The organism is Rhizobium rosettiformans W3, assembly GCF_004912135.1.
Lineage (GTDB): Bacteria > Pseudomonadota > Alphaproteobacteria > Rhizobiales > Rhizobiaceae > Allorhizobium > Allorhizobium rosettiformans.
Map to the genome: position 1 here is coordinate 15,861 of NZ_STGU01000010.1, position 12,288 is coordinate 28,148.

Annotated in this window: 11 protein-coding genes; 5 read left to right on the forward strand and 6 right to left on the reverse strand. The window is 62.3% G+C overall.

What is annotated here, in order from left to right; all coding sequences use genetic code 11:
* The first annotated feature begins 85 nt into the window (after positions 1-85).
* The 3 genes from FAA86_RS17015 (at position 86) to FAA86_RS17025 (ending at position 2,990) form a co-directional block, all read left to right on the forward strand.
* On the forward strand, positions 86-1,642 hold the full coding sequence (locus FAA86_RS17015; protein ID WP_136542369.1) for an AMP-binding protein: 1,557 nt from the start codon (positions 86-88) through the stop codon (positions 1,640-1,642).
* 51 nt (positions 1,643-1,693) lie between these two features.
* Positions 1,694-2,521 (forward strand): p-hydroxycinnamoyl CoA hydratase/lyase, encoded by an 828-nt coding sequence (locus FAA86_RS17020; protein WP_136542370.1) that lies wholly within the window; start codon positions 1,694-1,696, stop codon positions 2,519-2,521.
* 277 nt (positions 2,522-2,798) lie between these two features.
* Positions 2,799-2,990 (forward strand): CsbD family protein, encoded by a 192-nt coding sequence (locus tag FAA86_RS17025; protein ID WP_136542371.1) that lies wholly within the window; start codon positions 2,799-2,801, stop codon positions 2,988-2,990.
* A 91-nt stretch (positions 2,991-3,081) separates the two neighbouring features.
* On the opposite strand, the gene FAA86_RS17030 is transcribed toward FAA86_RS17025, so the two are convergent.
* The 5 genes from FAA86_RS17030 to FAA86_RS17050 are packed head-to-tail and all read right to left on the reverse strand — an operon-like array spanning position 3,082 to position 9,351.
* Complete coding sequence (locus FAA86_RS17030) at positions 3,082-4,815, reverse strand: acetyl/propionyl/methylcrotonyl-CoA carboxylase subunit alpha (RefSeq protein WP_136542372.1); 1,734 nt, start codon at positions 4,813-4,815, stop codon at positions 3,082-3,084.
* A 48-nt stretch (positions 4,816-4,863) separates the two neighbouring features.
* Complete coding sequence (locus FAA86_RS17035; protein WP_136542373.1) at positions 4,864-6,468, reverse strand: 5-oxoprolinase subunit B/C family protein; 1,605 nt, start codon at positions 6,466-6,468, stop codon at positions 4,864-4,866.
* Positions 6,469-6,475: 7 nt separating this feature from the next.
* Entirely contained in the window at positions 6,476-7,282 is an 807-nt protein-coding gene (locus FAA86_RS17040; protein ID WP_136542374.1) for a putative hydro-lyase, read from the reverse strand.
* 22 nt (positions 7,283-7,304) lie between these two features.
* Positions 7,305-8,069 (reverse strand): LamB/YcsF family protein, encoded by a 765-nt coding sequence (locus tag FAA86_RS17045; protein ID WP_136542375.1) that lies wholly within the window; start codon positions 8,067-8,069, stop codon positions 7,305-7,307.
* A 22-nt stretch (positions 8,070-8,091) separates the two neighbouring features.
* Positions 8,092-9,351, reverse strand: coding sequence for an NRAMP family divalent metal transporter (locus FAA86_RS17050; RefSeq protein ID WP_136542376.1), 1,260 nt, complete (start codon positions 9,349-9,351; stop codon positions 8,092-8,094).
* A gap of 324 nt (positions 9,352-9,675) precedes the next feature.
* On the opposite strand from FAA86_RS17050, the gene FAA86_RS17055 reads away from it, so the two are divergent.
* Entirely contained in the window at positions 9,676-10,326 is a 651-nt protein-coding gene (locus FAA86_RS17055; protein WP_136542377.1) for a GntR family transcriptional regulator, read from the forward strand.
* A gap of 7 nt (positions 10,327-10,333) precedes the next feature.
* Here FAA86_RS17055 and FAA86_RS17060 read toward each other — a convergent pair whose 3' ends face one another.
* On the reverse strand, positions 10,334-10,909 hold the full coding sequence (locus FAA86_RS17060; protein WP_136542378.1) for a TetR/AcrR family transcriptional regulator: 576 nt from the start codon (positions 10,907-10,909) through the stop codon (positions 10,334-10,336).
* A 285-nt stretch (positions 10,910-11,194) separates the two neighbouring features.
* Here FAA86_RS17060 and FAA86_RS17065 point away from each other — a divergent pair, with 285 nt between their 5' ends.
* On the forward strand, positions 11,195-12,280 hold the full coding sequence (locus FAA86_RS17065) for a putative urea ABC transporter substrate-binding protein (RefSeq protein ID WP_136542379.1): 1,086 nt from the start codon (positions 11,195-11,197) through the stop codon (positions 12,278-12,280).
* Positions 12,281-12,288 lie beyond the last annotated feature (8 nt).

Sequence of the window (12,288 nt, forward strand, 5' to 3'; positions counted from 1 at the left end):
CTTGTCAAACCCGAAGCTGCAAAATAGTATGCACAACATACAATTCGCCGAGGAGGCCCTTCTGGGTGGCGATGGGAGGATGAACATGCAGCCTGAATTTCTAGCGGCAGCAACGGAAATGCGAGCCGTCGGATTGGAGACGGACGACCCGTTGATCTATCGCGCCACGGTCAGCCCTGAGCGCCAGGCCGCCTTCGAAGTGACAACTGGACGCAGCGAGACCTACGCATCGCTTGATGATGCCGTCGGTCGCGGGGCTGCCCTCATTGCGGAGCTTGTCGGACACGCAGCGCCATCGCAACGCATCGCCTACCTGGGGCGCAACTCGATAGACCAGATCGTCGTCTGTCTCGCCTGCCAGCGGGCCGGCCACGTGTTCGTTCCGCTGAACTGGCGCCTCGGTGCGTCAGAACTTGGCCAGATCGTTGCGGATTGCGAGCCGGCTGTGCTGTTGCATGATGCCGAATTCGCGCCCGTGCTCGGCGACATCCATCAGCCGCTGCCGCGCACTGTAAGTGTCGAGGGAGATGGCGGATGGGACGACATGCTGAGGAGTGCAAAGCGCGCCGAGCCCATGCCGACCGAAGCAGATGCAGCCTGCATCATGCTCTACACTTCGGGGACCACCGGCAGCCCCAAGGGCGTCATCATCACCCGCCGCAACGCCTTCGCCTCGGCCGTGAACTTTGCTCTCGTCGGCGAAGTGACGAGCCGCTCCGTCACGCTGTGTGATCTCCCTTTCTTCCACACCATCGGACTGGTCGCGATCGGCCGGACGACGCTCACCATGGGCGGCAGGCTGGTGATCTCGGACAGGTTCCTGCCCGACCGGACGCTTGCGACCCTTGGCGATCCCGAACTCGGCGTCACACACTATTTCGCAGTGCCTCAGATGGCCTCTGCCCTGCGCAATGCGCCGGCCTGGGATCCGTCCGCACTCAAGGCGCTTCAGGCGATCTTCATCGGTGGCGCCCCGCTTTCCCCGGCGCTGATCGAAGCTTTCCTCGAAGATGGCATTCCGCTCGTCAACGGCTACGGAATGAGCGAGGCGGGAACGGCGATCCATATGCCACTGGACCGTGATGCAGTCGCCCGCCACCCGGGCAGTGTCGGCTTCCCTGCGCCGCTCCTCGCGGTCCGCCTTGTCGGAGAGGATGGCCAGGATGTAGCGGATGGCGAGGTCGGCGAGATCTGGCTCAAGGGTCCATCGGTCACCCCCGGTTACTGGAACAAGCCGGGCGAAACAGCCCGCGCCTTCGTCGGTGACTGGTATCGGACCGGTGATCTCGGGCGCCGCGCGGAAGGCGGTGTGATCCACGTGCCGGACCGGCTGAAGGATATGTACATCACCGGCGGCGAGAACGTGTTCCCCGCCGAGATCGAGGCGGTCATCGGAGCGCATCCGAAGGTGAGAGACGTGGCGGTGCTCGGTCTGCCTGATCCCAAATGGGGCGAATGCGGCGTGGCCTTCATTGTGGCCCATGTCGAAGCGCCCTCGGCGGACGAAATCCTCGCCCATTGTGCCGAACGGCTCGCCTCATACAAGCGGCCGACCCGTATCGTCTTTCTCGAACAGATCCCCCGCACGGCATCCGGAAAGGCTCAGAAACATATTCTGCGCCAGACCCACGCCGAGCTGTGAAACCAATAATGCCGGCAGCGATGCCCAAACCATTGCCTCAAGGAGCCAAGCATGACTGAAACGAACACCACGCAAGATCCGGTTCTGGTCGAATTCGACAACGGCATCGCCTTCGTGACGCTGAACCGTCCGGAAAAGCGCAATGCGATGAACCCGAAGCTGAACATCCGGATGCTGGAAGTGCTGGACGAGCTGGAGGCCGACGATCGCTGTGGCGTGCTGGTGCTGCGCGGCGCTGGCCAGTCCTGGTCGGCCGGCATGGACCTCAAGGAGTATTTCCGCGAAAACGACGGCAAGGGCCGGGCTGCGGTTCTGAAGAGCCGCCGCCAGTCCGGTGGGTGGTGGAACCGCCTGATGTATTTCGAAAAGCCCACCATCGCCATGGTCAACGGCTGGTGCTTCGGCGGCGCCTTCACGCCGCTCGTGTCCTGCGACCTCGCCATCGCTGCCGACGAGGCAACCTTCGGTCTTTCTGAGATCAACTGGGGCATCCTGCCCGGCGGCAATGTCACCCGCGCCGTGGCTGAGGTGATGAACCACCGGGATTCGCTCTACTACATCATGACGGGCGAGACCTTCGGCGGCCAGAAGGCCCGCGAAATGGGCCTCGTCAACGAATCCGTACCCCTGGCCGATCTCGATACCCGCGTCCGCGCGCTCTGTGCCACGCTGCTGGAAAAGAACCCGGTCGTGCTGAAGGCGGCAAAGGACACATTCAAGCGTGTCCGCAACATGCCCTGGGAGCAGGCCGACGACTACATCTACGCCAAGCTTGAGCAGATGCTGTTCCTGGACAAGAGCAACGGGCGCGCGGAGGGGCTGAAACAGTTCCTCGACGACAAGACCTACCGCCCCGGTCTCGGCGCTTACAAGCGCTGAGCCCTCTGTCTTGCCAACAGATTGACCAGCCGGTGGCGCTGAAATGCGTCACCGGTTTTTTGTGTTTTGATCGCCCGGCCATCGTCGGAGACAATCCGCGCACAGGTGCAATTGCGCCGCCATATCGGGCGGTGCAAGCTGGATCTACCGGAACGTTTTCCCTTCTAAAGCATTGTTGAGACAAGCGGATCGTGAAGCAGCCCGAAACGGACTTCCCCGGCGTCTGACCGGATAGCGAATGGAAGGCTGTGCGTTACCGCCAACAAGGAGAACGATCATGGGTTCCACATCGGACAAGATTTCCGGCAAGGCGAACGAACTGGCCGGCAAGGCAAAGCAGGCCGTCGGCGACGCCACCGACAACCACAGCATGGAAGCCAAGGGCGCCGCTCAGGAAGCCAAGGGCCATGGCCAGCAGGCCAAGGGCGAGGCCAAGGAAGGCGTGAAGAAGGTCGTCGACAAGGCCTGACCCCCTTCCGATTCTCAATGGATGGTCCGCTTCGGCGGACCATTTTTTTGTCATTGCGTTGAGATGACGCTAGCGGCGGCAATCCCTGCTTTTAGGTCTCGAAACGTGCGAGTTCTTCTCCCGCCTGCAGATAGGCACCGGCCTCGGCCTTGAGCCGGACACGGCCCGCCCGAGCGGCCACCACCTGCGTTTCCATCTTCATGGCTTCCATGACGGCGATCAGGTCGCCGGCCTGAACCTCGGCCCCATCCTCGATTTTGAAAGCCTGCAGCGTGCCAGCGATTGGAGCGGGGACGCTGGACGAATCCTGTGCCGACTTGGACGTCTCCTGGATGACACCGGCAGAGGCCGCTCCGGTCCCGAAACCAGCGAGCAGCATGGCCGGGATGGCCAGCGCATGACGCTTGCCGTCGATCTCCACATGGGTGCGGATCACGGATGCATCTGCCAGCGGCTCCGGTCGGCTGGCGCTGGCGAGCGGCTCCGCAAAGTCCGTCTCGATCCACCGCGTGTGAACACGGAAACCGTCTTTGCCGATAAAGTCAGGGCTCTCCATGGCCGCGCGATGGAAGGGAAGAACGGTCGCGACACCCTCGATCTTGAATTCCGCCAGGGCGCGCTGTGCGCGGGCCAGCGCCTGTTCGCGCGTTCCGCCCGTCACGATCAGTTTTGCCATGAGGGAATCGAAGGTGCCGGGTACCGTCGAGCCACTCACCACACCGGTGTCGAGCCGCACACCCGGACCCGACGGCGGATCGAACCGCGTGATGGATCCAGGCGTCGGCAGGAAGCCGCGTCCGGGATCTTCGGCATTGATGCGGAATTCGATCGAGTGACCGCGCGGGGCAGGGGTCTCCAGCACCTCAAGCGCCTTGCCTTCGGCAATCCGGAACTGTTCAACCACGAGATCGATCCCGGTCGTTTCCTCGGTCACGGGATGCTCGACCTGCAGGCGTGTATTCACTTCCAGGAACGAGATCGTGCCATCCACGCCGAGCAGGAATTCCACCGTGCCGGCCCCGGAATAACCGGCTGCCGCGCAGATCTTGCGCGCAGCCTCGTGAATCTCCTCACGCTGCTTATCGCTCAGGAACGGCGCAGGCGCTTCTTCGACGAGCTTCTGATTGCGCCGCTGCAACGAACAATCGCGCGTGCCGAGCACCAGCACATTGCCGTGTTTGTCGGCGAGAACCTGCGCCTCGATGTGGCGCGGACGATCGAGGAAGCGCTCGAGGAAGCATTCGCCGCGCCCGAAGGCGGCCTCGGCTTCACGCACGGCGGAATGATAGAGTTCGGCAACCTCCTCCATCTTCCAGGCGACCTTCAGTCCGCGTCCGCCGCCGCCATGGGCGGCCTTGATCGCAACGGGCAGTCCGTGTGTCTTGGCAAAGGCGATGACCTCTTCGGCCGTCTCGACCGGGCCATCGCTGCCCGCCACGAGGGGCGCGCCAACGGAGAGCGCGATCCGCCGCGCTTCGACCTTGTCGCCCAAGGCTTCGATGACATGCGGATCCGGACCGATCCAGGTCAAACCCGCCTGTTGCACAGCACGCGCAAACTCCGCCCGCTCGGAGAGGAAGCCATAACCGGGATGGACTGCATCCGCACCGGAGCGCCGGGCAATGTCGATCAGTTTCTCGATATCGAGATAGGTCTCCGCCGGGCGGCTGCCGCCGAGCCCATATGCCTCGTCAGCCAGGCTGACGAACAGCGCACCCATATCCGGATCGGCATAGACGGCGACGGACTGGAGCCCGTAATCACGGCAGGCGCGAATGATACGCACGGCGATCTCGCCGCGATTGGCGATCAGCACTTTCTTCATCGGGGTCTCCTCACTGACTCTGTCGGCAGCCATAAGCGGTGTCGCTGGTCATGCCTTGCCGGGCACGATCTCGGCGAACTGCGTGATGGGCCGGAAGCGGATTTTGGCATTCACCGGGATCTGCCCGGCGAGATCGAGATGATAGTCGGCGACCGTGCCGATGACGGGATAACCGCCAGTCAGCGGGTGATCGGCCAGGAAGAGCACGGGCTGGCCACTATGCGGCACCTGGATCGCCCCGGTCGCCGTGCCTTCGCTCGGAAGCTCGGCCTTGTCCTTGCGCTCGAGGGGTAAAGCTCCTGAGAGACGGATGCCGACGCGGTTCGACTGCGGCGTCACGTCAAACACCTGGGTCGCCAGTGTCTCGAGACCTGATGTCGTGAACCAGTCGCTGCGCGGACCCATCACGACGTCGAGCGTGACGATCTCGCCCGCTGCCGGGCACGCAAAGGCTGGCGTCTCGGTGAGGGATACCGGCGACAATTCACGACCCCCGGTCTTGATCGCAAGCATTGCGCCCGCGCCAACGGGCTCCGGGCCTACGATCGCCAGCGTATCCGTCGAGGCGCTGCCCAACACCGGGGCAACATCGAGGCCGCCACGAAAGGCGAGGTAGCTGCGCGCGCCGCGCGCCGCAAAGCCGAGCGTTACGGTGTCTCCCGCTTCCAGCGAGATCGGCTGGTATCTCTCTGCCGTCATCACCCGGCCAGAACCGTCCCGAACAGAGATCGGGCAGGGAGCCCCGGTCAACGCCATGACGGCCGGGCCGGAGACGGTGAACGAAAAGCCGCCCAGCGTAATCTCGAGACAGGCTGCCTCGACCGGATTGCCGACCACCCGGTTGGCAGCGCGGAATGCACCCTGATCGAGCGCTCCCGAGGACGAAACACCCTGGCCGGCCTGGCCGAAGCGGCCAAGGTCTTGCACCAGAGCCGGCATGGGGGCTGCGGTCACCGTGATCGTCGTCGCCGATGTCGGCTCCACGATATCGTCGTCACGCCGATTGAGCGTATTCGCAACGACCGGCGTGCCCTGCGGACGCTTGGCCAGATCGAAAAAGCGAACTCGGTAACCAGGCTGAAAAAGGGCAGGCGGCTGTCGTGTCAGATCCCACATCTTCAGCGGCGTGGTGCCGATGATCTGCCAGCCACCCGGGCTTGCCTGCGGATAAACGCCGGAGAAAGCGCCCGCCAGTGCCACGGAGCCAGCCGGGATCTTCGTGCGCGGGCTCTGCCGCCTTGGCACCTGCAGCGCCGGATCGCCGCCGACGAGATAGCCGAAGCCGGGTGCGAAACCGCAAAAGGCAACCGTGAATTCGCTCGCCGTGTGCCGCTCGATGACCTCTGCAACGGAAAGCCCCGTCAGTTCGGCCACATCCTGCAGATCTTCGCCGTCATAGGTCACGGGGATTTCGACCAGCATGTCTGACGGCGGGATCTTCGCCGTCAGGTCACGCTTTTGGATTTCGGCCGCTATCGCCTCCGCTGTCAGCACCTCCGGCTTGAACCGGATCATCAGCGTTCGTGCCGCCGGAACGATATCGACGATCCCGTCGACGGGATCGGCCTCCAGCGAAGCAAAGAGCGCGAGTGTCTCGTCGAGATCCTGCAGTTCGACAATCAGGACAGTCAGGCTGACGGGGAGAAAACGCATTATGGCCTCAGGCGTGGTAGGCGGAATCGGGGATGTCGGTGATGAACATGTGCCCGGGCGCATGGGTGATGGCAAATGGGACTTTAGACGCCATCACGGCCGCCTGGGGCGTCACACCGCAAGCCCAGAACACCGGCACTTCGCCGGGCTCGATCCTGACCGCATCGCCGAATTCCGGCTTGCCCAGATCGGCGATCCCGAGTTCTTCGGGTGCGCCCACATGAACGGGAGCCCCGTGCACGGCCGGAAACCGGCCTGAGATCATCGCTGCATCCGCGACCCGGGAGGCCGCAATCGGTCGCATCGAGATAACGAGATTGCCATGCAGCCGGCCAGCCGGACGGCAGGCGCGGTTGGTCAGATACATCGGCACATTCGACTTGTCCGTGATGTGCCGGATATCGATGCCCGCCTCCATCATCGGCGTTTCGAAGGTAAAGCTGCAGCCGATCAGGAAGCTGACGAGGTCGGGATGCTCCGCCCAGGCGGCACTTGCGTCTGTTACCTCTTCGGTAAGCTCTCCATCGCGCCAGATACGGTAGAGCGGAACATCGCGGCGCAGATCGGCCCCCTTGGCCAGCACGGTCGCATGCGAGCCCGGATCCGATACGTCCAGCACGGGACAGGCCTTTGGATTGCGCTGCGCATAGAGCAGGAAGTCGAAAGCCCAATCGCGCGGTAGGACGATCATGTTCGCCTGGGTAAAGCCGGGGGCGACACCCGAGGTCGGTTCGACTGCCCCTTGGCGGTAGCGTTGGCGCGCCGCCTGCGCGGCAGACGTGTCGACATGCCGCAATGTGTCCGGATCGATCATCGGCGTTTCTCCTCCCGCGGTCTCAGCGATTGAGGAAGGATTGCACCGTAATGCCATCCTTCTCGAATGCCTGTCTGATCTCGCGTGCAATCGCGACTGCTCCGGGGCTGTCGCCATGCACGCAGATGGAGTGCGCCTCTATCTTGATGGTCGACCCATCGATCGCCTCGATCGTGCCCTCATGGGCCAGCTGCAGCATACGCCGGGCAATCAGCGCCGTGTCATGCAGCACGGCACCCGCCTCGCGGCGGGACACGAGCGCGCCGGAGGGCGTGTAGGCGCGATCGGCAAAAGCTTCAGCCACCACCTTCAATCCCGAGGCACGGGCGAGATCGAGGATCGGAGAACCCGCAAGGCCCATCATGACCAGATCGGGATCGATCGCCTTGATCCCGTCGATCACGGCCTGGCCCTGTTTGGGATCATGGGCGATGCGGTTGTAGAGCGCGCCATGCGGCTTCACATAGCCGACGGTGACGCCCGCGGCGGTGGCAACGCCCTTCAGGGCACCGATCTGGTAGATGACATCGGCCGTCAGTTCGGCCGAGGTGACATCCATGTCGCGCCGGCCGAAGCCGACGCGATCCGGGTAAGAGACATGCGCCCCGATCGAAACACCGCGCTCTGCGGCGGCCTTCACCGTCTTCAGGATGCCGACCGGATCGCCGGCATGGAAACCGCAGGCGACATTGGCGCTGGAGACGATGGAAAGCATCGCCTCGTCGTCGCCCATGGCCCAGGCGCCATAGCTTTCGCCGAGATCGCTGTTGAGATCGATGGCTGTCATGTTTTCCTCCCTGTATCGATTGTTAGGCAGCGGTCAGCAGTGCGAAGATCGGCCCGATCGATTTGTAGCCCATGTACCAGGTGAGCGCGCAAGTGAGCGCCCCGAGGATCAGCAGCCAGCGCGGATAGCGATAGCCACCCATCAGGTCCGAGCGCGCCCAGGCGGCATAGATGAAGATCGTCAGACCGATCGGCAGGATGAGACCGTTCAGACCGCCGACAAAGACCAGCATCTGCGCCGGCGGTGTCGTGATGATCACGTAGAAGAACAGCGAGACCGCGATGAAGATGACGGTCGCGATGTTGCGGGCGCGCTCACTGATGTCTTTCTTGAAGACGGTGATGAACGAAACCGAGGTGTAGGCCGCACCGATGACCGAGGTAATCGCGGCGAAGAACAGCACCGCACCGAAGATGCGCAGGCCGACATCACCGGCAGCAGCCTGGAAGGCCTGTGCAGCCGGATTGGCACCCTTACCCGAGACATCGATGACCACGCCGCTTGCGACAACGCCGAGGATCGCGAGGAAGAGCACGTAGCGCATGACGCCGGTGACGGCGATGCCGGACAGGGCCGCGCGGTTGACGGCGCCGAGGTTTTCGATGCCGACCGTGCCCTTGTCGAGCAGGCGGTGTGCGCCGGAATAGGTGATGTAACCTCCGACCGTGCCGCCGACGATCGTGGTGATCGTGGCAAAGTCGATCGTGGAAGGCAGGAAGGTCTGGTAGAGCGCATCACCCACGGGCGGCTGCGAGACGAGGGCCACATAGACCGTCAAGACGATCATCGCGAGACCGGCGACGATGATCAGCCGGTCGATGGCGACGCCGGCGCGATGCGACAGGAAAATGCCGATTGCAATCAGCGCGCTGATCGAGCCGCCGAGCTTGGGATCGAGGCCGAGGAGCGCGTTGAGACCGAGACCTGCACCGCCGATATTGCCGATATTGAAGAACAGGCCGCCGACGATCACCAGGATCGCCAGCACATATCCGGTGCCGGGGATGGCAGCGTTTGCGATGTCGGACGCGCGCATCTTGGTCAGTGTCACGATCCGCCAGATGTTCAGCTGAACCACGAAGTCGATCAGGATCGACGCGAGAATGGCGAAGGCGAAGGCCGAGCCAAGCTTCGTGGTGAAGGTGGCCGTCTGGGTAATGAAACCGGGGCCGATGGCGGATGTCGCCATGAGGAAGATTGCGGCAAGCAATGCGCCGCGGCGCGTCTTGGCGGACATGCCGCCGGATGCGGCCGCTGGGGCCGTTGTCGATGTCTGTTCCATGTTTCCCTCTCGGTTGACCGATCCCCGGCTTTGCGCGGGGCTTGTTGTTCACCTGCAGGGCCAGCCTCTCCCGGTTTCACAATTCTGTCAACATTGTTCAACGATTTTATTTGATCGTTCTACTTGGGTGCCGCAATGTTGAGCGAATTGATGCTCGGATAAGCAGTGTCGACATCTGCAGGAACAATTTTTGGCCACCAATGGCGCGCGCCTTGCTGCGATTTCTGAAGTGGACCATAAGGCAGCAGAGACCTTTCGCATGATTTGCGGACGATCTTCGGGCTAGACGACGCGACAGGACGAACTGGTCGCTTGGGGAAGTTGATGGCAGAGACAGAAACGACGACAGCCCTGGCGCCACGCCTGGCGGAGGCCATTCGCGACAGACTGATCAGTGGCGAGTTGAGCCCGGGCCAGAGGCTGTCGGAAGCAGCGCTGAGCGCCGATTTCGAAGTCTCGCGCAACTCTCTGCGGGAGGCCTTCAGGCTGCTGACCAAGGAAGGATTGCTGCAGCACGAGCCGAACCGCGGCGTCTTCGTCGCCACCCCCAGCATGGCCTCGATCATCGATATCTACCGTGTCCGCCGCGTCGTTGAAGGTCAGGCACTGGCCAATGCCTATCCCAAGCATCCGGCGGTCGAGCGCATGCGATCGGCAGTCGACGCGGCCCGAGCCGCCCGCGACCGAAACGACTGGACGGCCGTTGGCAGCGAAAACATGAAGTTTCATGCGGCAATCGTCGATCTCGCCGACAGTCAGCGGCTGAACGGCTTCTACGCCCAGATCGCCGCCGAACTGCGCCTGAGCTTCGGCCTCCTCAAGGAACCCGAGCTCCTCCACGCTCCCTATGTCGAAATGAATGCGGCGATCCTGGACAAGCTCGAAGCCGGCGAACCAAAAGCCGCCGCCGCCGCACTCGAAGCCTATCTCCTGCAGTCCGAGCGCACGGTGTTAGCGGCTTTTTCGCGGATCTGACCGTGTCTCACGCAGCCTGCGGATCAAGCTGGCGCGTGAGAAGCACGCGAAGCTCTTCGATGTCCTCCGATATCCGCAGCTCGCCACGGCTTTCGGCGGCATGGAATATTCCGTCCAGGTGAAGGCCGACAAAGCGTGCCACTCTGGCGGTCTCGACGGGTCGGAAGCGGCCTGACGCCATTCCGGCGTCCAGCGTCGAAACGATAAGGTCGCGTTCGAAACGATAAAATCCCTGCACGAGGTTGTCCAACTCCGGATCCTTCACGGGTTGAGCGGCCTGATCCGACATCAGCTTCACCATCCTCGACATCATCGTTGGCGCCATCGTCTGGTGCGTGGCAAACCAGGCGCCGATATCCCCGAGGAAATCGTCCAGATGCCGATTGCGCCGGCTTTCATAATCCTCGGTGATCTGATTGAGCGCCCGGGCCAAGACCGCGCGGATCAGTTGATCCTTGCTGGTGAAGTAGTGATAGAGCAGCGCGACGTTCACGTCGCAGGCCAGAGCGATATCGCGCATGGTGACAATGCTGAAATGCGACGTGCCCACGAGCCCCAGCGTGGCATCGAGTATCAACTCCATGCGCTGTTCCGGCTCAAGTCTCTGTCGCACCGCCTTGGCCAAGGTGTCAAAGCTCTCCAATCGTCATTTGCCGATAGCGCCACTCGTCGCCCTTTGCCAGCGGGAATTCCTGACTAGCAATTGTGCAGCGCAGCGTTTCGCGGTGATTAAAAAACAGATTTCCCGCTAAATGCTTGTTTTCCTTTGCCTAAAAATTGATCTTCGTCATTTTTGCGCTTGCGAAGCTATTAAACGCTTGCTTAGTTAGCTGCAAGACGCCCTGTGACCCGACCCGGAGACAAACCGATGAAGTGCTCATTTCGTGCGATTGCCCAGTTCATCCTTTTCTCAACTGCTGTGCTTGCGGCATCGGTGACCTCGGCGGCCGCCGAAGCCAAAACCAGCTTCAAGGTCGGCTACACGATCTATGTCGGCTTTATGCCCATGGGCTACATGAAGGAGAGCGGGATCCTGAAGAAGTGGGCGGACAAATACGGCATCGAAATCGAAGTGATGCCTGTCAACGATTATGTCGGGTCTATCAATCAGTTCATCGCCGGCGAACTCGACGCGGTCGGAGTGGCGGGAATGGATGCGCTCACCATGCCCGCGGCCGGAGGTGTCGATACTTCGATCTTTTTGATCACCGACTACTCGAACGGCAATGACGTGCTGATGTCCAAGTCTGCCACATCGGTTGCGGACCTCAAGGACAAGGAGGTCTATCTCGTCGAATACAGCGTCTCCCACTATCTGCTCAATCGAGCGCTCGTCTTGAACGGGATGAGCGGCGTGGGTGAAGTGAAGACGGTCAACATCTCCGATGCCGATATCGCGGCCGCCTATCTGGCCAATCCCGACATCCAGAATGCTGCCGCCTGGAAGCCGATGTCGGCGGACATGCTGGCCGGAGCGAGCGAGAGCAAGGTACTGTTCGACAGCGCCCAGATCCCCGGCGAGATCATGGACGTCTTCATCGGCAATACCCAGGTGCTGAAAGACAATCCTGCATTCGGCAAGGCACTGACGGGCGCCTGGTACGAAACCCTAGCCGCCCTGAAAGCCGGAGGAGACGAGGCCAAGCCGGTCAACGACTACATGGCTTCCGCACTCGGCACCGATGAAGCCGGTCTCAAGACCCAGATCGACACGACCTTCTTCTTCTATACGCCGGCGGAAGCCAACGTCTTCCTCACCGATGCCAAGACCGGCACGATCATGGATGACATCCGCAAGTTCTCCTTCGATCGCGGTCTCTTCGGTCAAGGCGCAACCTCCGTAGACGCCATTGGCATCGAACTCGCTGACGGAACGGTCTTGGGAGACCCCGCCAATATCAAGCTCAGGGTCGACGCGTCCTACGCCAAGCTCGCCGCAGACGGCGGGCTCTAAGACGAGGT

What these genes read in the sequence shown, in the direction of transcription:
- FAA86_RS17015 (WP_136542369.1), top strand. Translation starts at nt 86, where the DNA reads ATGCAGCCTGAATTTCTAGCGGCAGCAACGGAAATGCGAGCCGTCGGA.
- FAA86_RS17020 (WP_136542370.1), top strand. Translation starts at nt 1,694, where the DNA reads ATGACTGAAACGAACACCACGCAAGATCCGGTTCTGGTCGAATTCGAC.
- FAA86_RS17025 (WP_136542371.1), top strand. Translation starts at nt 2,799, where the DNA reads ATGGGTTCCACATCGGACAAGATTTCCGGCAAGGCGAACGAACTGGCC.
- FAA86_RS17030 (WP_136542372.1), bottom strand. Translation starts at nt 4,815, where the DNA reads ATGAAGAAAGTGCTGATCGCCAATCGCGGCGAGATCGCCGTGCGTATC.
- FAA86_RS17035 (WP_136542373.1), bottom strand. Translation starts at nt 6,468, where the DNA reads ATGCGTTTTCTCCCCGTCAGCCTGACTGTCCTGATTGTCGAACTGCAG.
- FAA86_RS17040 (WP_136542374.1), bottom strand. Translation starts at nt 7,282, where the DNA reads ATGATCGATCCGGACACATTGCGGCATGTCGACACGTCTGCCGCGCAG.
- FAA86_RS17045 (WP_136542375.1), bottom strand. Translation starts at nt 8,069, where the DNA reads ATGACAGCCATCGATCTCAACAGCGATCTCGGCGAAAGCTATGGCGCC.
- FAA86_RS17050 (WP_136542376.1), bottom strand. Translation starts at nt 9,351, where the DNA reads ATGGAACAGACATCGACAACGGCCCCAGCGGCCGCATCCGGCGGCATG.
- FAA86_RS17055 (WP_136542377.1), top strand. Translation starts at nt 9,676, where the DNA reads ATGGCAGAGACAGAAACGACGACAGCCCTGGCGCCACGCCTGGCGGAG.
- FAA86_RS17060 (WP_136542378.1), bottom strand. Translation starts at nt 10,909, where the DNA reads ATGGAGTTGATACTCGATGCCACGCTGGGGCTCGTGGGCACGTCGCAT.
- FAA86_RS17065 (WP_136542379.1), top strand. Translation starts at nt 11,195, where the DNA reads ATGAAGTGCTCATTTCGTGCGATTGCCCAGTTCATCCTTTTCTCAACT.